This is a genomic window from Psychrobacter jeotgali (assembly GCF_904846315.1).
Classification (GTDB): domain Bacteria; phylum Pseudomonadota; class Gammaproteobacteria; order Pseudomonadales; family Moraxellaceae; genus Psychrobacter; species Psychrobacter jeotgali.
In genome coordinates this window covers 765,498-786,476 of the sequence record NZ_CAJHAF010000001.1, presented here as the reverse complement: position 1 = coordinate 786,476, position 20,979 = coordinate 765,498, and the positions used below count along the sequence as shown (strand labels likewise).

Sequence of the window (20,979 nt, the reverse complement as noted above, 5' to 3'; positions counted from 1 at the left end):
TACCAAAATTATAAAATATTTTAAAACTAAATCTCACCCAGCGTAACTCTATCATTACCGCCATAATCGGATACAGTTTTCACTGCCTTAAAGCCACGCTCTAAAAAAAGCTTACGAACCGCCTTTCCTTGGTCATAGCCATGCTCAATAGCGAGCAAACCACCTGCCTGTAAAAATTGCGGCGCGTATTGCACGATATGGGCTATATCAGCCAATCCCTGCTCGGGCGCACTTAGCGCACTAATTGGCTCCGCTTGCAAATCGATCAAATGCTCATCGCTTTCATCGATATAAGGCGGATTGGAGACGATGACATCAAAGCGCTGTGCAGGATTGGTTGATAACGCCTCATACCAGCTGCTTTGCATAAATGCGACCTGAGTATTATTAGCCGCTGCATTATATTCAGCGACTTCTAACGCTTCAGCTGAGATATCAACGGCGACCACTTGCCAATTGGGTTGAGCATCCTTTTGCAGCTCATGGGCAAGGCTGATTGCAATACAACCCGATCCCGTGCCCAAATCAAGTAAACGCTTGTTATCGTTAGGGTTATTATGGTTTATGGCGACGTTATTCGCTTTATCAAGACGCTCAGCTCTATTGCTCTCACACTCTCCTATCCAACGAAGGACTTGCTCGACTAATACCTCGGTATCTGGTCTTGGAATGAGCGTGTGTGCGTTTACCTTAAAATCAAGCGACCAAAATTCCTGCTGGCCGGTCAGATAAGCTAAAGGCATACCTTGCTGCATGTTAGTAATACCCGTATTGAACTGGTCAAGCTCGCTATCGGTCAGCTGATAATCATCGTCTGTGATTAAAAATAATGCGGGCTTATCAATGACATATAATAACCAATCCGTCAGCCAGAATGATGGCAAGGCCTTACCATTACTATCTGAGGTCTCATTTGCCAGTTGTTTTATTTGCTGTTTTATCTGACGAATATTAAATGTTGTCATAAACTTCTCAAAACTTTCAATAACCCTTTATATTGATAACCGGTGACATATAACCAATGCCCCTATTTTTAACCTGTATCTTTATTCTGGCGCACGTGGTGGCTCTTTGGTGTCGGTTAAATTGGGATTAATTTTAGTCAATTTATCAACACCCGTACCTTCATCACTTTTAGCACCATCGCCTTTATCGTCATCCTCATCATCGCCATATATATCGTCGTTGTCGCCAATAACAATATGTTTATCAACTAGGTAGATAAGCAGCAATACTGGAATACCAATAGCAAAAGTGAATAAGAAAAAGAATGGATAACCCATATTATCCACGATACCGCCAGAGTATCCGCCTAACACCTTGGGTGCCAGTGTCATCAAGGACGAAAATATTGAATATTGTACCGCCGTAAACCTAATAGAAGTCAAAGCCGATAAAAAGGCAATAAATACCGCACTAGCAAATCCTGCCGCCAAATTATCTAAAATAACCGCCAGATACATGTGCGGCAAGCTACCTGGATTATAAGTCAATAATACAAATAGCAAATTGGTCACACAGGCTAATAAGGCGCCCAGCATCATGGCATGCATCAGCCGCATCTTTTGCGCCAATACCCCGCCCAAAAATCCGCCAGCAAGCGCCATTAATACGCCAACCAACTTGACGGCATTGGCAATCTCAACTTTGGTAAAGCTCATATCTTGGTAAAAAACGTTGGAGATGACCCCCGCTACAATATCAGAGACGCGGTATAAGCCAATAAGTAACAATAGTAATAATGCCTTTTTGCCATAGCGTTTGAAGAAGTCAGCAATAGGATCTATCCACATGGTTTTGGCGACTTCTTTTTTGGCCAATCCCACATGCGTTAACCCATATCCTACCGCTACGGCCACCACTAAACTGCCCAGTAAGCGTACGGTTTCAGCTACAAAGCTCAATAACACGCTTTCACTATCGCTAAAAAAGCTGCCAATAATAATAAAAGCGGCGATAAAGCTTATGACCGTAAAAGCAAAAAGCATGACGATTCTGACGTAGTCCTCGCTGGTCTCAACCACCAAAGAGACTTTATTAACAATTTTAGGCTGGTTTATAATAAAGAATAAAAGTAGCAGCGGCGCACAAGCGACTAAAGCTAGGAAGTAGAGGTTAACGGCTGGCATGATAGCGAGCGGTACAACATTAATAGTCGTATCTAAAAAATTATTATAAATAATCTCAACCAAGCTCACCAAACCATAAATCGAGCCGGGTATCACCAATAAGCCAGCGTAGATAAAAAATATCTTTAGGTTAAGTTTTTGTTTTTTGACCTGCAAAATCTCAGCAATAGGCTCATAACCTGCAAAAGTGGTCAAGATACCAATTGACATCACTGCGGCCATAATATAATAGGTATTACGCCAAGCCTCATAGCTATAAAAAGCTTCAGTAGAGCCAAAATAGTCCGCTAAATATAACGCCCCTGCCCCCGCAACAATCATGCCTATGCGGTAGCCTGCTACATACATAGCGGCCAAGGTCGGCTGCAAGGTCGGCGGCGCAATCTCAATCCGGTACGCATCGATGACGATATCTTGCGTCGCTGATGAGAACCCTAATAGAACTGCCGATGCCGCCATAAACCACAGCACACTTTCAGTAACCGGATTAAAGCTTGCCATCAATAAGATAGCGATGACTATAAGCAGCTGCGAGGTTACAATCCAAGCTCGCCGTCGTCCCAGCCATTTGGTTAAAAAAGGCACCGGAAGGGCGTCGATTAAAGGAGCCCAGATAAACTTAAAAGAATAACCAAGCGCTGCCCAGCTAAACATAGTTACCACGCTACGCTCAATCCCCGCCTCGCGTAGCCACAACGACAAACTTGAGAAAATCAGCAAAATGGGAATACCTGCTGAAAATCCCAAAAATAGCATGATAACGGCACGGGGCTCGAGATAAGCTTTTATCGCCTCGCCCCAAGATTTTTTGGGAACAGCAGAATTAGGTGGTACAGATTTAACAGCAGACATAACGACTCACCAAATGTTTAAACATCAAAACAGCGCCCTACTTAATTTTCAATCCAAAAGATATTATTCAAACAACATTGAACCTTTCAAAAATGAAGATCGATAATGTTTTAAGCAAATATCAACAGTAATTGACTCATGAATTAAATCATTATATATGGCATAAGGAAAACAATACTTACTACAAAATTGAATTATGGTACTTGAGAACGCTTGCCTTGACTAGATATTTTTGCATTAACTTGCCAGTTACTATCTTCATTTTTGCGGCAATGTTGTAGCGGTTAATATTATGTATCTTTAGCTTGCAGTATTACTCATATATCCGCTAAACAAACTATAATCAGTCTATATTCCACATATGCATAAATATATACATATTTATTATATAAAGGAATAATAGCTTTGTTTTACACTAGGTGCTTATTCATATACTGGCACAATATAGGATTTAGTTATGGCAATCGATATGGTAGTTAACCAACGGCACTTGCAGATTCAGCTTAAGCAACTGGAAACGGTCTGGCATACTGTGGTCAATGGCTATAACCTAAGTCAAGCCGCTACAGTTTTGCATACCAGCCAATCGAGCCTATCGAAGCACATTGCCGCCCTAGAGAATCAGCTCAAGACCGAAGTTTTTATTCGTCAAGGCAAGCGGCTCACTGGTCTTACCCCCATGGGTACCGCATTACTACCGCACATCGAAACTATCTTTGCTGAGATTCGCACCATTGAAAATCTCAGCCTTGATTTTAATAATCCCAATACCGGTACGCTGACGGTGGCCACTACTCATACCCAAGCGCGCTATGTATTACCGCAAGTGGTCAAAGCCTTTAAAGAGCGTTTTCCGAAAGTTAATTTGATCTTGCAGCAGGCAGATCCTGAAACTATTGCGCAAATGGTCATTCGCGGGCAAGCAGATATTGGTATCGCTACAGAATCCTTACTGCATAACGATTATCTACGTTGCCATCGCTATTACGATTGGACACATCGCATTATTGTGCCCCGTGACCATGAGCTTGCTGGCCTCGATACTGTAGATTTGCCGACGCTTGCTAGCTACCCTATCGTGACTTATCATGGCGGTTTTACTGGTCGCGGAGCCATTGATAAAACCTTTAGTGATGCAGGGCTTGAGCCTGATATTGTACTATCGGCGCTCGATGCTGATGTGATTAGTACTTATGTGGGTCTAGGTTTGGGTATCGGAATTATCGCAGAGATGGCGTTTGAACCCAGTCATTACCAAAACCTAGTGGCTATTCCCGTCGATCATTTCGGGCGTTTTACCAGTTGGATGGCGGTCCGTGACGATGCCGAGATTCGTCAGTATGGTCGGGCTTTTATGGAGCTCTGTCAGCAGCAGTTTAGTGAATAAAGCCAGGCTAATAATAAAATTAATAACTCGTAACGTAGGTGGCTCAAAGCATAACCCACTCACGGATGACTAGAAACTCAAGAAGAATTAATGCTAAGCCAGTCAGATTAACGTTTAACGAACGTCCAAACCTACTACAACAGCGTACTATTAAGATTTGTTATCAATGCTCATCCTACCCTTTATATTACTCATAACCACCCCATCATATTAACTATAGAGCAGATGGCTCTTTTTTTAATTTTAGTCCTAGCATGCTGTTAATAATATAAAAATAATAGCATTGATATGGCATCGTAAAAATAGGTGATTTATGAGTAATACTATTCCTTTATCCTTTCTAGATTTAGCGCCCGTACCTAGTGGTAAAACCATCGAAGAGGGTATCGCCCAAACCGTAGAGATTGCCCAACAAGCAGAAGCAGCCGGCTTCAACCGTTACTGGATGGCAGAGCATCATAATATGGCAGGTATTGCTAGTGCCGCCACCTCTGTGCTGTTGTCACATATTGGTAGCCAAACTGAGCGTATTCGTATTGGCGCTGGCGGTATTATGCTACCTAATCATGCGCCATTAGTGGTCGCTGAGCAGTTTGGGACGCTAAAAGCCTTATATGGTGACCGAGTCGATTTAGGTTTAGGCCGGGCCCCGGGTACTGATGGCGCCACCTTCCAAGCGCTGCGCCGTCAAATGAAAGATGCTGAGCGCTTCCCGCAAGATGTACAAGAGCTCCTCTATCTATTAGGCGATGATACGGATAACAGTCCCGTACAAGCTTTCCCCGGAGCGAAATCAAATGTGCCAATTTGGATATTAGGCTCGTCATTATTTGGTGCAACATTAGCCGCTCATTTAGGGCTACCGTATGTGTTCGCCTCGCACTTTGCACCGCAGATGCTCGCTCAAGCGATCAATACTTATCGTGAGCAATTCAGGCCTTCAAAATACTTAGATAAACCCTATGTCATGCTGGCTGCGAATTTATTATTGGCTGATGATGATGAAACTGCGCATTATCACTTTACCTCAGCGCAGCAAAGCTTCGTACGCCTGCGCCGCGGTGAAAAAGGACAAATGCCGAAGCCCACTTATGATATGGATAGCATCTGGAGCCCAGCAGAGAAGATGATGGTCGATAGCGCTTTATCGGTTTCATTTATCGGTTCGGTTGAGACTGTACAGCCGAAACTTGCTGAATTTATTGACAAATATCAGCCTGATGAGTTGATCGTAACGGCTAACGTTTACGACCAAACAGCACGCCTACGCTCGCTTGCACTGGTACCCCAGTTAAATTTGTTTACTTTACAAGCTGAGAGTGCCACTGCATAATTATTAGTATTGATTAGAATATTAAGGGAATAATAATTATGGAACCTTCTACTTTTATCGGTTCATCAATATTTTTATATATAATAGGCTTTATATTGATTATGGTTATTGGCGGTTATTTGACTTATCGCTCAGGCGTACTTAGCAAGCGCAGACGTGAAGAGAAACGTGATAAACGTCGATAGCAAAATATAATACGATATTGATAAAGATAGAACCTCTTACTTCTAAGATCAGAAGTAAGAGGTTTTTTATTAGCCTCTGATTTATTAGCCTGGGATAAGACAAATGCTTACCAAGATACCTTTTCACCCAAATGGTTTTGATCAGCTTGCTTGGCGACATATAAAGCCACTGCAGCATCAAAGCGGGCCGCCCCTACCGACTTAAATAGCGTTATGCCTTGCTCAGACTTAACCACTTCTTTGGTTACCAACTCTTTTAAGTCGCCGCTCAGGTCATCCCAAGTCCATGAGCAATCATCGGCCTTATGCGCCTGAATCAGATCGCCAGCTTCATGACGGCTCCCTTGTTTATCATCAACCACCACCATACTGCTATTTTCAATCACATCATTAGCAATCTCTTTCATTGAGGGCTGATAAGCGCCAACAGCATTGATATGCACATCCGATTTAATCTGATCAACACTAAATAGACCTTCAGTGGCACGAGTAGCGACATTAATGATATCGGCGTGTTTAACAGCATCTTCTATATGCTCACAAATGACTAATTCGACCTTCCATTGTTGATAGTCGCGAGCAAAATTTTCCTTAAATTGCTTTGCGCCCTCAAGACTTCTATTCCATAGATATACGGTTTGAATATCAGGACGGACAGTAAGTACCGCATTCAACTGCTCATAAGCCATGCCGCCACAACCGACAACCACTAAGCTTTGACAATCCTTTTTCGCCATATATTTGCTAGCGATACCAGATAGCGCGGCGGTACGTACTTGGGTAATATAAATACCATCCATCACCGCTAGTATCTCGCCCGTAGCATTATTGGAGACCGTAATAATGGCAGTGGTGGTCGGCAAATCACGACTGGGATTGTCGGGACAAATGGTTACCAGCTTGACCGCTGCATATTCGTCCTTACCATCATAAATCGTCGCTGGCATGGATAAATGCGAGCCCGAGCTTTTTTTATCATCTTCAGCGAAAGTTTCAATCACTAGCCGCTCAGGTGACTTAATCCAGCTCGGATAGTTAGCTTGGGTTTTTAGTAGCTGTTCAATAGTATCTATTGCTGCTTGCATAGTTAAATGCTTAGTCACTACGGTTTTGTTTAATAATTGCATTTTAGACCATCCTTATCTATTTAGGGCACCTGAATTTATAGTCATCGAACATATACTGGGATTATTTATAATCTGGTTTTTTGACCCAGTCGCCCTTTTCATTTTTTTCATAGACATTTTCAACGGCGGCCCAAGCGGTGGCAAACCAGCGTGATTCGTCTTTATACTGTTCGCTGGCGCTATTAAATGCCGCTCGAAAAATCTCTTGGGCGTGTTTAGGTAAATTATCTTTTACGTTGTCTGGTAGCTCTGCTAGCTTGCCGTAAGGCATGGAAAGTCTCCTTAGTTATTTATATAGTTGTTCGTTTTAAAAGCTATATTTTACCGCGTACTTACCTGCAAAATAGATGGGCTAAGTGACAGGCTGTGCTAAAAGTGTTAACAGCATTTATTAGAACAAAAGCTAAAAAGCCAGTACCTCAAATGCAGTACTGGCTTTTATAAAAAACTTTATAGAGATATAACTTTACATCAGCCCAAACACCCGCAGTAACGCGGCCCCAATCGCCATACTAAATAGCCCAACCACGGTGGTGAAGGCCAAAATATTGGCCGCCAAAACATCATTACCGCCCATAGCTTTAGCCATAACGTAACTAGCAGCGGCCGTTGGAGAAGCGACCATCAAAAATAGCACGCCCATGTGCACGCCGGTCAGACCAAAACTTAAACCCACTACAATCGCTACTATAGGTGCAATAACAATGCGGCCAATACTGGCTTGCATCGACAAACCCGATAGTCTAAACATCGACTTTAGATCAATACTAGCCCCTGCACAAATCAGTGCTAGCGGCAAAGCCACAGCAGCCAACAGATCTCCAGTAGTATGGATGACCCCAGTTATGGGCGGCAGTGGTAACGCCTTGTATGCAAAAGCGGCTAGTAACGCAAGAATGAGCGGATTAGTAAATAGCTTTTTGACCACCATGAGCGTACGGCTCGTCCAAGTATCCTCCGCGCTTTTAGAGACTCGGCTCAAGGTAATAACGGCTAAGATATTAAACAATATGGTCACAATGCCCATATAGACCGCCCCAATACTTAACCCCTTTTCGCCATAAGCGTTGGCGACCGTAGCTAGACCAATGATGGCCATATTACTACGAAAGATACCTTGGACGAAGACCCCTTGATCGGCAGGATCGCTAACGAAGCGCTTAGCATAGAGCTCGGCACCGATAAATAAAATAAAGGTTATGAGAATACCGGCGGCTATTAAGGTGATTTGCTTGGCATAATCAACTTCGCTATCGACGACACTAAAGAATAATAGCGCTGGCAAGCAATAATTAAAAACAAAATATGAGGCCTGATCGATAAAGGTTTGACTGACTTCTCCACGTTTTTTCATAAAAAAGCCCAACCCCATCAAAAACAGGTTAGGCAAAACAATGGTAATCGCAAAAATGATAGCGTCAATCATAAAGAGACTCAAATCGGTAAATGAGCTAAATCATAGCAAGATTAGCGAAATAGATTAGTGAACGAACCGCTTAAGGAAAAAACTTATTATTAACTTATCGATAAAAAAGGCTCATAACGACTAAGTTATGAGCCTTGGTAGTAATTTTCTATTACGAGTTTAGGGCGGCCTGCGCTTTTTTCTGCTTTTTGACCGTCATAGCCAGTAATTGCACCGCAGCAGGGGTTACTCCACTGATACGACTGGCTTGCGCTAAGGTTGCTGGACGCACTTTGATTAGCTTTTGTACCACTTCATTTGATAAGCCCGAAACTACATTATAATCAAAATCTAGCGGAAGCAAGGTATTCTCAAGCCGTTTCATTTGCTCAATATCTTCTTGCTGACGATTAATATAGCCAGCATACTTGACGGATATCTCTATTTGCTCGCCTACTTGCGCATCGACCTTTGAATCAGTAATCGCCGCAATATCCGCAAAGTGTATCTGTGGACGTTTAAGCAAATCATAAGCCGTAGATTCTTTGGATAGCACTTCACCGGTTTGCTCTGCTACTTGCTTACCTAACTCGTTAGCAGGGGTCGCCCACATATCTTTTAGGCGTGCAGACTCACTAGCAATAGCTTCCATTTTTTGCTGATAAGCTTGCCAGCGCTCGTCATCAACTAAACCCAGTTTGCGACCAGTTTCGGTCAAACGCTGATCGGCATTGTCTTCACGCAGCAATAAGCGATATTCAGCGCGGCTGGTAAACATCCGATAAGGCTCAGTAGTGCCATGGGTAATTAAATCATCAACTAGCACGCCTAAATACGCTTGATCGCGGCGCGGCGTCCAGGTCTCAAACTCACTATTATTGCTAGTAACCAATGCCGCATTCGTACCCGCCAACAACCCTTGCACACCTGCTTCTTCGTAACCGGTAGTACCGTTGATTTGACCGGCAAAATACAAGCGATCAATAGACTTGGTTTCAAGGGTGGGCTTTAGGTTCTGTGGGTCAAAGTAATCATACTCAATAGCGTAGCCCGGGCGGGTAATATGCGCATTTTCTAAGCCCTTCATACTATGGATAAAGTCCAGCTGCACATCAAACGGCAAACTGGTAGAAATTCCATTAGGATATAGCTCATGCGTGGTTAAGCCCTCAGGCTCGATGAATATCTGATGGCTGTCCTTGTCGGCAAACCGGTGAATCTTATCTTCAATAGAGGGACAATAGCGCGGGCCAACCCCTTCGATTTTGCCAGAGAACATCGGCGAGCGATCTAAATTCTCACGGATAATGTCGTGAGTACGGGCATTGGTATGAGTGATATAACAATTGACCTGTTCAGGATGCATAGAAACATCGCCCATATAACTCATCACCGGCAATGGCGTATCACCCGGCTGCACCGTCATCACACTAAAATCAACGCTGCGCGCATCGATACGTGCAGGCGTGCCTGTCTTTAGACGACCGACTGGCAACTTAAGCTCACGCAAACGGTCAGCAAGCTTAATAGAGGGTTGATCCCCTGCCCGTCCGCCTTTAGAGTTCTCAAGACCGATATGAATCACCCCGCCTAAAAAAGTCCCTGAGGTTAAAATCACGGTCTCGGTCTTAAAGATGATTCCCGTTGAGGTAACCACCGCCGTTGCCCGACCGTTTTCGACCAAAATATCATCGGCGCCTTGCTGGAATAAATCCAAATTAGGCTGGTTTTCAAGGGTATGACGAATAGCGGCTTTATAAAGAATACGATCAGCCTGCGCGCGCGTCGCTCGTACCGCTGCGCCCTTACGGCTATTCAATACCCGAAACTGAATTCCGGCTTTATCAGTAGCTAATGCCATTGCGCCGCCTAGCGCATCAATCTCACGCACCAAATGCGACTTACCGATACCGCCAATCGCTGGGTTACAGCTCATTTGACCTAAAGTCTCAATATTATGCGTCAATAGCAAGGTCTGCGCGCCCATACGTGCAGCCGCCAATGCCGCTTCTGTACCGGCATGACCGCCACCGATCACTACTACGTCGTAACTTTTTGGGTATTGCATGTGTGCCTCGCTTGACTATTGACGTCAATATTTAAACAAAAAAGAGTGCTGCCGATTATAACAATTTTTAATTGTTATTGATATTACTCGCAGGGGTTAGCGGTACGATCTGATCTCCTTGACCACTGCTAAGCATATGCTGACTACCATAACCCTCAGGGTTGATCTGTAGATAAGCATTCATCTCCCCAATCGCTTCGCCATCATCACTCATCAAAATCTGCGACTTAATAAGCTCAACAGGGGGCAACATCAGGTTCTTTAGCAATGACAAACGTTGCTCGTTACTGCCTTTTTCTACTACCAGCTCGATAAGCTGACGCGCATCTATCGGTAAATCAGGCGTGCTTTGCGCCAACAGTGCCAAATGATAAGCACCCGCTGTATCTTGATCTGCCACTATGCGCTGCTCAATCGCGATATAAGTCCCTTCGGTTGCCCCGCCAGCCACGCTCAATTGATGAATACACTTGAGCGCTGAATCTGGCTCATTGCTAGCGATATCAATAATGCGTGTTGACTCCTTTTTTAACTGTTCACGACGCTTGTCGATAGCAGCTTGCTCATTAACTTGCTGTTCACTAATTTTTTGCTGATTAACTTGATTATTCATAGGTCTCACTTATGGTTTATTCTGTATTTATCTTAAAACCCTATATGGGGTTAAATCTTCTAAAGACAATAAAAAGCCTGAGCAACCCCACTCTAGGGCTCCTCAGGCTTGTCGATACACAACAAACTTAGTTAAGCATTGTTAACCCGCGAATAATAGAAATTAAGCGGCTGGGCTATTGGCTTCTACTAAAGGCTTAAGCTCGCCTGATTGATACATCTGCAAGATAATATCTGATCCGCCCATAAGCTCACCATCAATCCATAACTGCGGAAAAGTAGGCCAGTTACCTACCTTTGGTAAAGTGGCACGAATCTCTGGGTTTTCTAGGATATTAACAAAGGCAAACGGACGACCAATCTGCGTCAATACTTCAATAGAACGTGCAGAGAATCCGCACTGCGGGAACTGCGGCGTACCTTTCATATATAAGATAACTTTATTATCTTTAATTTGATCACGAATCAATTGTTCAACATCATTGGTCGCAGTATTTGGGGTTTGTTCACTCATAACAGCTCCTATTAATAAGACGGTGTAAATATAAAAGAATTTGATATAAAAATTTGATTGAGATTTTATTGACTATAGCACCAAGTTTTATACGTTATTGATACATGGGGCGACCGTGATTGTATTGCAAGTCATATCAAATCGTAAGCCAGTTAATCATCAGCCACTAATAATACCACAGCGTTTGCCATGATACCTTCTTGGCGACCGGTAAATCCAAGCTTTTCGGTCGTGGTCGCCTTGACACTAATGTTACTTACCGCCGTTTGTAAATCACTAGCGATATTGTCACGCATGGCTTGATTATGCGGCGCAAGCTTTGGGCGCTCACACATCACCGTAATGTCAGCATTGCCTAGTTTATACCCTGCCTGCTGAACTTTGCTATACACATAACGTAGTAGTACCCTAGAATCAAGTCCGGCATGCGTGCTATCTGTATCAGGGAAATGCTGACCAATATCTCCTAAAGCTAACGCTCCAAGCAAGGCATCGGCCAAAGCATGTAGCACGACGTCACCATCAGAATGCGCAAGTAAGCTATGGGTATGTTCAATGGGCACACCTGCCAATACGACATATTGCTCTTGCTCGCCATTGTTATGAAAAGCGTGGACGTCGATACCTTGACCAATTTTTATCATGATAATTCCAAAAAGTTAAAGTAGATTCAAAGTTTTCAAAACAGTTATGAGGATAATTAACTGCGTTTGAACAGCAGAGTTAAGCGTGACTCGCCACCGCTTTCATTTAGCTGGTATAATATAGCGCCTATATTATAACAAATTGTTGAGCGCTTTTTTATGTCCGTTATGTCAGTTGCAAACACTTTTGAAGCTTACCGTCCGCTAACTCTAGCCGATATCGACAACCCTGCCAATACGCGAGTGATTGTCGGGATGTCCGGCGGTGTCGACTCGTCCGTGTCCGCTGTATTATTGCAGCAAGCAGGGTTTATGGTCGAGGGGCTGTTTATGAAAAACTGGGAAGAAGATGACGGCACCGAATACTGTACCGCCATGGACGACTTAGCCGATGCGCAGGCGGTGTGCGATAAGATTGGCATTAAGCTGCATACCGCCAACTTTGCGATGGAGTACTGGGATCGGGTTTTTGAGCATTTTTTGGCAGAATATAAAGCCGGACGGACGCCCAATCCTGATATTTTATGCAACAAAGAGATTAAATTTAAAGCCTTTTTGGATTATGCTTTGACTCTTGGCGCCGATTATATCGCTACCGGTCATTATACCCGCCGCAGTGTTAATTATCACAATAGCGAGGGCACAGCTGTAGCGCAGCTCTTACGTGGTCTTGATACCAATAAAGATCAAAGCTACTTTTTGCATGCAGTGGGCGGTGATAAGATTGCTAAAACCTTATTCCCTGTTGGGGAGCTTGAAAAGCCAGTAGTGCGTCAAATCGCTGAAGAGCATGATTTGATTACCGCTAAGAAAAAAGACTCAACCGGTATTTGCTTTATCGGTGAGCGCCGTTTTAAAGACTTTTTGCAGCAATACTTGCCAGCGCAAAAAGGCGAAATCATCACTGACGACGGTCATGTTATTGGTCAGCATGATGGCTTGATGTATTACACTTTGGGTCAGCGCGGCGGTATCGGCATTGGCGGGGTCAAAGACCGTCCAGAGGAGCCGTGGTTTGTACTGGCAAAAGACTTGGATAACAATCGTCTAATTGTCGGTCAAGGTCACGAACATCCTATGCTGATGAGTAATGAGCTGCACGCCTACAAACTCGATTGGATAGACGGTCTACCACCAGCTGCTATCTTCGACGAAGAGGGTCTGCGCTGTATGGCAAAGTCACGCTATCGCCAGCCCGATCAAACGTGCCGTGTATTTGCTATCGATGAAGATGGCAGTAAAGTACGAGTGGTATTTGACGAGCCCCAACGCGCGGTCACGCCGGGCCAGTCAGCGGTATTTTATATCGACGAAGTCTGCTTGGGCGGCGGGGTTATTGAGTCTATTGATGCGCCGCGCTCGATAACAAGTGAAAAATAGAAACGTCTACTAATCAACTACTTATCGTCCCACTTGCCTTTTATCTGATTAATACTACCTTTGAGCAGACTAGCTTGAAGTCGTTTTCTAAAATCATGTTATAAGAAAATATATCAGCATATATTTTCTTATTAAGTACTTTTATAAGCACTATCTATACAAGTACGTCTAATTCTCTTCAGGACAGTTCATGAACTATCGTTCTTCCTTTATTACCAATTCTATCAAGTCTTTATCATTTACGAAATATCCTCTCGTCTTTATTATAGCTATCGCTTCCTTTCAAGTACTGGCAGCACCATCAAACTTTGGTACGTTTACCCGTGATCTTAGCCCAGAGGCTGGAAGCATCGCTTCTGGTCGTTATACCACGCCAACGGGCGCCACTGGTAGATATACTGTTTCAGCAGGCGCTAGTAACGGTTATAGTGGTAGGAGCTTCACAGTTGGTAATAATGGCATTGAAATAAGAAATGACGCCAATACTGATATCGCTAATGATAAGTTTACTTATACCTTTGCTATTACTCCTACTAACAATACCGCCATCCATACCATAAAAATTGGCCAAGCTAGCTATGCTGCAGATGGTAATTCAGAGGTCGCACGTCATACTTTAGCATTCACTAAGAACAGTCAAATAAATACACCTGCCGAAGCTACTGTTAAAAACAACTCAGCTGTCCCTTTATACTATGAAGCTATGGGCGACTATTTTATGGGTAGAAGGGAGTCGCCTACTTCTAATACTTTTAGATATGATGTCGATACTCCTGAGCCGCAGCTTCGCTCTAATAGTGATAACAAACTATACTTTTATCGCTTAGATTTTCTTAACGGTACCAATCTAGGTAGTAACCGGTTTAGACCTAGCACCACTAATAACGAAGTTCGTATTCGCAATAATGCCAGTGGTTTTTTACCTAGCTCTGCAACCTTTACCAATATTTTGAAATCAACCTCAACTAGTCCTAATAATCAGAGTACCTTTTCTCCATTAGCCGTTGGTACCAGTACCAGCAACAATAAAAATATCCAATATGTCAGCTATGGTATGGCTAATACGGATAGCAGCTATGTGGTGGCGTTAAGAAATGCCAGCTCGGTCACGTTGACTTATGAAGGTATTATGAATGGTAGTAACGCTTTTGAGGGAGAGAAAGTTGGAGAAACTTTTAATGAGTGGATCAGCTTTGGAGTAGAGAGCGAGCCGTTAAATTACATTTTTTCAGGAACTGTCTACAATGATAACGGCGGTATTGATGATCAATTTGCAACAAAAAATCCTGACACGATAGGCGGCATCTATAATAATAATCAATACTTTAATGGTGTTTTTGACCGTAACGAGTCAGGTATTGCTAGTAGTAAGGTGAGTTTGGCAAATAACTGTAACCGCTCTAAACCGACTATTATTGCCACCCAGACCATAACACCTGCTGACGCTGGAGCATACAACTTTACTATACCCATTAGCACGATTAATACTTCAAACTCTATTTGTGTTATAGAAGAGGATAATAATAACTATCCTATCCGTACCACCAGCGCTATACAAATAATCTCATTCATTCCCAATCAATATCTTTATGAAAATATTAACTTTGGTCGAGTCATTGAAGCTAACAAGGCCTTGGTACTTGAAAAAGAGCAGGCAGCCAATGACTGTAGTATTACCTCGCTTACAGATCCTAGTCTTACTTATAGCAAAAACCCCTTAAATAGCTCGGAGACCGGTGTTAGTGTAAGTCCGGGTATGTGTATTGCTTATAAAATTACCGCAACCAATCGAGCTAATCGCAATATCACTAGTTTTGTTATGCAAGACAAGCTACAAAAATTAGGGGAAAAAGGCGCTACCGTCACCTCAAAATTGGTAGAGCCGAGGTTTAATGCTATTGACTATGCCGGCGACAGTGCCGCTATCGGCGATAATGGTACTGTCAAGACCAAGTCCTTAGCTTTGAGTGCAAGAACCAGTCGTATATTTTATTTTAATACTCAATACGGCTCAACCCAAGCGCTTACCGGCAGCTCACCTTAATAAATAAGCCATCTTAAACGTATTTCACTCAAAACTGAGCCGTTTCAGGTTATAATCATGTCGCAAAGCTTATGTGTCACCTATTGATTTATTTATCTAAAATTTAAGGTTCTACTATGACCCCACTTACCGCTCTCTCCCCTATCGATGGTCGTTATGCCACCAAAGCCGACAGCCTACGCCCTTATTTATCTGAGTTTGGATTGATTAAAGCTCGGGTAACGGTTGAGATTCGTTGGTTACAGTCGTTAGCTGATAATAAAGCGATTGGAGAATTGGCTGCATTTGATGATCAAACCAATACTTTTTTAAACGCAATCGTTGATAACTTTAGTGAAGCTGATGCCCAAGCGATTAAGGATATTGAAGCGACTACCAATCACGATGTAAAAGCGGTTGAGTATTTTATCAAGGACCGCTTTCGTGGCAATCAGCAATTAGAAGACAGCCTAGAGTTTATTCACTTTGCCTGTACTAGCGAGGATATCAACAACTTATCTTATGCGTTAATGCTCAAAGACAGCCGCCAAATTGTCATTGATAAAATGCAGCAAGTCACCGATAGCATTGTCGATTTGGCCATGACCCATGCCGATCAACCGATGTTGTCACGTACTCACGGTCAAACGGCAAGTCCTACGACATTGGGTAAAGAGATGGCTAACGTCGCCTATCGTCTGGCTCGTCAAATTAAGCAAATAAAGCAAGTTGAATTACTAGGTAAAATCAATGGCGCCGTGGGTAACTATAATGCTCATTTTTCAGCTTATCCCGATGTCGATTGGCAAGCTCATGCCGAGCAGTTTATCAATGAGCATCTGGAGCTCACTTTTAATCCTTATACCACCCAGATTGAGCCCCATGATTATATCGCTGAATTGTTCGATGCGGTTAAACGTTTCAATACGGTATTGATCGATTTTGACCGTGACATTTGGCAGTATATTAGCTTAGGCTATTTTAAACAGCGTCTAAAAGAAGGTGAAGTCGGATCCTCAACCATGCCGCATAAAGTCAATCCGATTGACTTTGAAAACTCTGAAGGTAACCTTGGGGTGGCTAATGCAATGCTGGCTCATTTGGGCGAAAAGTTACCAATTTCACGCATGCAGCGCGATTTATCAGACTCAACGGTACTGCGTAATATCGGTGTGGGCTTAGCGCAAAGCATGATCGCTTATGATGCTTGTTTAAAAGGCGTGGGTAAATTAGAAGTGAATCCACAACGTCTAAATGATGATCTTGAGCAAGCACAAGAAGTGTTGGCTGAGCCGATTCAAACGGTTATGCGTCGTTACCGTGTGGAAAACCCTTATGAGAAACTTAAAGCTTTGACTCGTGGCAATGCTATGACTCGTGAGGCGATGCTGACCTTTGTGGATAGCGATGAGTTGTCAGCAGTTAGTGATGACGATAAAGTGCGCCTGCGTGAGCTTACTCCCGCTACTTATACCGGTAATGCCGCTGAACAAGCACGTACTATTAAGGACTGGATTGCTAAGCTTTAATAAATTTAGCTTTGAAAAAGTATGACAAAGTCTACGGCTAATAAAGCCATAATTACTTGCTTAGTCGTCATTACCTTAGTAATGGCGCTGGCAAGTATTAATCCATTAGACACCTCAAGCTATCTACTTCATCAAGCAGGCACCGTTGCTTTTGTAGGAGTGATGCTAGTCTGCTATCGCTATTTGCACGTGCGTACAATGTCTTTTGTACTAGCTAGTATATTCATTATCATTCATATCATCGGGGCAAGATACTTATATTCGTATTTGCCTTACGATGATTGGACGCAGGCGTTATTTGGCATCAACTTAACGGATAAGTTTGGTTGGCAGCGTAATATGTACGATAGGCTGGTTCACTTCAGCTATGGTTTATTACTATTACCATTTATGATAGATATCTTTCGTTATTATCTACCTTCATTATCGATGCGCGCCCTCCTACTGCTTGCTCTGCAGCTGAATTTAGCCACTAGTACGGCCTACGAGTTATTTGAATGGATGCTAGCGATGACCTTGTCACCAGAAGCAAGCGAAGCTTACAATGGTCAACAAGGCGATATTTGGGATGCTCATAAAGATATTATGATGGCTTTTTTAGGAGGCCTATCTGGTGCAGGGATCGTTTTATTTAACAATGATAAAGACCAAGCTCTACCTTAATCATCTTTATCGTCGTCGCTGTCGCCCGGTATGATAGCCTTGCCCACTGCAACGGTGCCTTTAACTACGCCTTTAGTGGTTTTGTAGGCAACCTTGGCCGGGACAGTCACCACCTTGTGTACACAAGCCTGTAAGAATAATGCGCCGACAATTACAGCTATTAAATGTAATTTTTTCATAAGCGTCCTATAGTAATTTGGGTAAATATAAAAGGCATGTTGATATGTTTTTCTATAGATCAACTATGATTAGAACAGCACTCTATAATAAACGATTGTCTTATTTTTCTAAAGCAAACCTTTTTATTATTTCAAATTAATCAATATTTTAAACCACTTATCAACCCTTTATCATATGGATTTATCAATGACAGCTATTCCTCTGTGCTTACCCAAAGATATTACCGCTGAACAATTCTTGAGCGAGTATTGGCAAAAAAAACCATTATTAATCAAACAAGGCTTACCACAGCTTATCGGTATGTTTGAGCCCGATGATATGCTCGGACTGGCACTTGAGGAAGATGTCTCTGCGCGTTTATTAACGCAAGCAGCCACTAAACAACCAAACAAGTCTCAATGGCAGCTTAAAAAGAGCCCACTCACAGAAGCCGACTTTGACAATTTGCCAGCGCAGTGGACGGTATTGGTACAAAACTTAGAACAATGGTCTCCTGAGCTGGGACAATTATGGCAAGCCTTTGATTTTATTCCGCAGTGGCAACGTGACGATATTATGGTCTCTTATGCGCCAAAAGGCGGTTCAGTGGGCAAGCATTATGATGATTACGATGTATTTTTAGCACAAGGTTATGGCTCTCGTCGTTGGCAGCTGGGCAAGTTTTGTGACGAGAATACCGAATTTGTCGCCGATGAGCCGATTCGTATCTTTGATGACATGGGCGAAATTGTATTTGATGAAGTGCTAGAAGCGGGAGATGTGCTTTATGTGCCGCCAAAGTTATCGCACTTTGGAGTCGCTCAAGATGACTGTTTAACCTTTTCTTTTGGCTGTCGTCGACCTAATCTCATGCAAATCATCGATAGTCTGGCAGATGTGGCAACCCAGGACAGCAGCTTATTTATTCCGATGATTCTACCTCAGTCATTGCAGCCTTCAGGTGAATTGCAGACAGATAGCATCGAAGCTATCAAAGCGCAATTATTGCAAATGCTGGAATCGATGCGCGGTGATGATATTATCCGCCAAGCCGTTAGTGAAGTGGTCAGCAAACGCCAATACGATGCGCTGGTACCTGAAGAGACCTTGACTACTGACGAGCTGATGCAAGCTTTAGCAGAAGGCGCAGTGCTACAAGCTGATTATAGCAATCGCTTGCTTTATAGTAAGTTTGAAGGCGAAGTGAATCTATATGCTAATGGTCAACGCCTTGATGAGATTGACAAGGATGCCGCTACATTGCTGATGCGCCTGGCGGATGGCGAGTCTCTAACCGTTGACGACGTAGCAGTTGTCGATCCAGATGAATTAATGGAATGGTTAGAAAATGGTTGGGTTTGGCTCAATTATCCTGCGTAATCTTTAAGCAACTCCTTATAATTGAAAATCAAAAAACCGCTACTGAGAAAAAACACTAAGTAGCGGTTTTTATGTATCAGCATTTTAATATATCAACATATCAAAGCGTGACATTAAATAATTATATTAAGAAAAAATATGCCCATAGTCCAACCACAAAGGTAGCAAGAATATTGAGCACTACTCCGGTACGTACCATCTCTGATTGTTTAATCAAACCAGTACCAAAGACAATGGCATTAGGCGGAGTCGCTACTGGTAGCATAAAGGCACAAGAAGCACCAATACCGATAACCAAGACCAATACCTCTTGCGGTAGTCCCATTTGCTCAGCGATAGCAGCAAATACAGGCACTAACAAAGCGGCAGAGGCGGTATTAGAGGCAAACTCAGTCAAGAATATAATAAACCCTGCTACCGCAATCATGACTACGATAATAGGTGCGGCTGACAATGCATTGGCGACCGTTTCTCCTAGTATCAAAGAAGCGCCTGATACCTTCAATACGGTTGATAGAGCAATACCCCCACCGAATAGCATGAGCACGCCCCAATCGGTATTGTCAGAGACTTGTTTCCATGATACTAGTCCTAAGCTAACCACAGCTACCGCAGCTGATAAAGCAATAACGGCGTCCGTATCACCAATATCCAGCGCAGTGCCAATCTTCTTAGAGAATATCCAGCTAAGCGCCGTCACAATAAATACTATAATCGTTAGTATGCGAGGCTTGTTCCATGGGATAGGCGCTTCAGATATCTCAGTCACTTGACGGTTCAGATTAGGCTTTAATACCAGATACATCGCTCCCAATAATAAGGGCAGCATGATTAACATGATAGGAATACCAAACTTCATCCAATCAACAAAGGCGATATCTAATGCTTTAGCCGCAATAGCATTAGGTGGAGACCCTACAATCGTGCCTAAACCACCCAAGCTCGCTGAATAAGCAATACCTAGTAGTACGAATACAAAGGTACCGCGGTCTTTTTCACGATCCACTTGGGTCAAAATACCGAGGGCTAGAGGCAGCATCATAGCAGCAGTAGCGGTGTTCGATATCCACATCGATAAAAATGCCGTTACCCCAAATATCAAAAATACCGCCGTACCAAGCTTGCCGCCTGACATTGATAATATTTTTAGAGCAATCTTTCTATCCAGTTGTTGCACATGAAGCGCAGCGGCTAGTGCAAATCCACCAAAGAATAAATAAATGGTCGGACTAGCGAAACTTTGTAAACCGATTTTGGCATCAAAGTCTGGAATCCCAATAAGGGTACCTATAACTACCACTAAAATTGCAGTGATTGTAACGTGCAAGGCTTCTGTTAACCATAACGCACCAATAAAAAACAGCATGGCAAGGCCTTTATTGGCATTGACATCGAACGGTAATATATTATAAATCACCATACTAATAATGGCGGCTATGGCCACCACGATCAGTCCTTTACCAGTACCTTTTGGAAAAGTATCGGTAAATAAATACTCATTGCCATCATCAGGAAGATGACTGTCCAATTTTCTTTCTGACATAAAGTATCCTTACTGGTTGCAGTATTGCTTGCAGCCAAAGACAGGT

Annotated in this window: 19 protein-coding genes; 8 read left to right on the top strand and 11 right to left on the bottom strand. The window is 43.0% G+C overall.

From position 1 onward, the window contains the following. Window positions 1–26: 26 nt before the first annotated feature. Window positions 27–965 carry a peptide chain release factor N(5)-glutamine methyltransferase gene (gene prmC / locus JMX18_RS03230; protein WP_201583990.1) on the bottom strand — a complete coding sequence of 313 codons (939 nt, stop codon included), beginning with the start codon at window positions 963–965 and terminating at the stop codon, window positions 27–29. Between the two features lie 81 nt (window positions 966–1,046). Continuing rightward, window positions 1,047–2,981 carry an AmpG family muropeptide MFS transporter gene (locus JMX18_RS03225; protein WP_201583988.1) on the bottom strand — a complete coding sequence of 645 codons (1,935 nt, stop codon included), beginning with the start codon at window positions 2,979–2,981 and terminating at the stop codon, window positions 1,047–1,049. Window positions 2,982–3,438: 457 nt separating this feature from the next. On the opposite strand from JMX18_RS03225, the gene JMX18_RS03220 reads away from it, so the two are divergent. The 3 genes from JMX18_RS03220 to JMX18_RS03210 all read left to right on the top strand — a co-directional run bounded on the left by JMX18_RS03220 (window position 3,439) and on the right by JMX18_RS03210 (window position 5,886). Further along, a complete protein-coding gene (locus tag JMX18_RS03220; protein ID WP_201583986.1) occupies window positions 3,439–4,368 on the top strand; it encodes a LysR substrate-binding domain-containing protein in 930 nt (309 codons plus the stop codon). 313 nt (window positions 4,369–4,681) lie between these two features. Next, on the top strand, window positions 4,682–5,701 hold the full coding sequence (locus JMX18_RS03215; protein WP_201583984.1) for an LLM class flavin-dependent oxidoreductase: 1,020 nt from the start codon (window positions 4,682–4,684) through the stop codon (window positions 5,699–5,701). 38 nt (window positions 5,702–5,739) lie between these two features. Continuing rightward, the gene (locus JMX18_RS03210; protein WP_201583981.1) at window positions 5,740–5,886 is read left to right on the top strand and encodes a hypothetical protein; all 147 of its coding nucleotides are present in this window, start codon (window positions 5,740–5,742) and stop codon (window positions 5,884–5,886) included. A 107-nt stretch (window positions 5,887–5,993) separates the two neighbouring features. Here JMX18_RS03210 and JMX18_RS03205 read toward each other — a convergent pair whose 3' ends face one another. From JMX18_RS03205 to ispF, 7 genes are all read right to left on the bottom strand, one after another. Continuing rightward, the gene (locus JMX18_RS03205) at window positions 5,994–7,013 is read right to left on the bottom strand and encodes an ornithine cyclodeaminase family protein (protein WP_201583978.1); all 1,020 of its coding nucleotides are present in this window, start codon (window positions 7,011–7,013) and stop codon (window positions 5,994–5,996) included. 61 nt (window positions 7,014–7,074) lie between these two features. Further along, window positions 7,075–7,284, bottom strand: a complete 210-nt coding sequence (locus JMX18_RS03200; protein WP_201583975.1) for a ChaB family protein — start codon at window positions 7,282–7,284, stop codon at window positions 7,075–7,077. A gap of 195 nt (window positions 7,285–7,479) precedes the next feature. Beyond that, window positions 7,480–8,439 (bottom strand): AEC family transporter, encoded by a 960-nt coding sequence (locus JMX18_RS03195; RefSeq protein ID WP_201583972.1) that lies wholly within the window; start codon window positions 8,437–8,439, stop codon window positions 7,480–7,482. 151 nt (window positions 8,440–8,590) lie between these two features. Then, the gene (gene mnmG / locus JMX18_RS03190) at window positions 8,591–10,486 is read right to left on the bottom strand and encodes a tRNA uridine-5-carboxymethylaminomethyl(34) synthesis enzyme MnmG (RefSeq protein WP_201583970.1); all 1,896 of its coding nucleotides are present in this window, start codon (window positions 10,484–10,486) and stop codon (window positions 8,591–8,593) included. Window positions 10,487–10,553: 67 nt separating this feature from the next. Then, window positions 10,554–11,099, bottom strand: coding sequence for a hypothetical protein (locus tag JMX18_RS03185; protein WP_201583968.1), 546 nt, complete (start codon window positions 11,097–11,099; stop codon window positions 10,554–10,556). A 162-nt stretch (window positions 11,100–11,261) separates the two neighbouring features. Next, entirely contained in the window at window positions 11,262–11,612 is a 351-nt protein-coding gene (grxD, locus tag JMX18_RS03180; RefSeq protein WP_201583966.1) for a Grx4 family monothiol glutaredoxin, read from the bottom strand. A 152-nt stretch (window positions 11,613–11,764) separates the two neighbouring features. Continuing rightward, complete coding sequence (gene ispF / locus JMX18_RS03175; RefSeq protein WP_201583953.1) at window positions 11,765–12,256, bottom strand: 2-C-methyl-D-erythritol 2,4-cyclodiphosphate synthase; 492 nt, start codon at window positions 12,254–12,256, stop codon at window positions 11,765–11,767. 168 nt (window positions 12,257–12,424) lie between these two features. Here ispF and mnmA point away from each other — a divergent pair, with 168 nt between their 5' ends. The 4 genes from mnmA (at window position 12,425) to JMX18_RS03155 (ending at window position 17,851) form a co-directional block, all read left to right on the top strand. After that, window positions 12,425–13,636, top strand: a complete 1,212-nt coding sequence (mnmA, locus tag JMX18_RS03170) for a tRNA 2-thiouridine(34) synthase MnmA (protein WP_201588196.1) — start codon at window positions 12,425–12,427, stop codon at window positions 13,634–13,636. A gap of 190 nt (window positions 13,637–13,826) precedes the next feature. Next, window positions 13,827–15,680 carry a hypothetical protein gene (locus tag JMX18_RS03165; RefSeq protein ID WP_201583943.1) on the top strand — a complete coding sequence of 618 codons (1,854 nt, stop codon included), beginning with the start codon at window positions 13,827–13,829 and terminating at the stop codon, window positions 15,678–15,680. A gap of 116 nt (window positions 15,681–15,796) precedes the next feature. Next, entirely contained in the window at window positions 15,797–17,188 is a 1,392-nt protein-coding gene (gene purB / locus JMX18_RS03160) for an adenylosuccinate lyase (protein WP_201583941.1), read from the top strand. A 21-nt stretch (window positions 17,189–17,209) separates the two neighbouring features. Continuing rightward, on the top strand, window positions 17,210–17,851 hold the full coding sequence (locus tag JMX18_RS03155) for a DUF2238 domain-containing protein (RefSeq protein ID WP_201583939.1): 642 nt from the start codon (window positions 17,210–17,212) through the stop codon (window positions 17,849–17,851). On the opposite strand, the gene JMX18_RS03150 is transcribed toward JMX18_RS03155, so the two are convergent. Next, on the bottom strand, window positions 17,848–18,030 hold the full coding sequence (locus JMX18_RS03150; protein WP_201583936.1) for an NF038104 family lipoprotein: 183 nt from the start codon (window positions 18,028–18,030) through the stop codon (window positions 17,848–17,850). The two genes, JMX18_RS03155 and JMX18_RS03150, sit on opposite strands and share 4 nt — an antisense overlap. Before the next feature lie 187 nt (window positions 18,031–18,217). Between JMX18_RS03150 and JMX18_RS03145 the strand changes: the two genes are divergently transcribed. Continuing rightward, window positions 18,218–19,390 carry a cupin domain-containing protein gene (locus tag JMX18_RS03145; protein ID WP_201583920.1) on the top strand — a complete coding sequence of 391 codons (1,173 nt, stop codon included), beginning with the start codon at window positions 18,218–18,220 and terminating at the stop codon, window positions 19,388–19,390. Window positions 19,391–19,511: 121 nt separating this feature from the next. Here JMX18_RS03145 and JMX18_RS03140 read toward each other — a convergent pair whose 3' ends face one another. Further along, entirely contained in the window at window positions 19,512–20,933 is a 1,422-nt protein-coding gene (locus tag JMX18_RS03140) for an SLC13 family permease (RefSeq protein WP_201583917.1), read from the bottom strand. Window positions 20,934–20,979 lie beyond the last annotated feature (46 nt).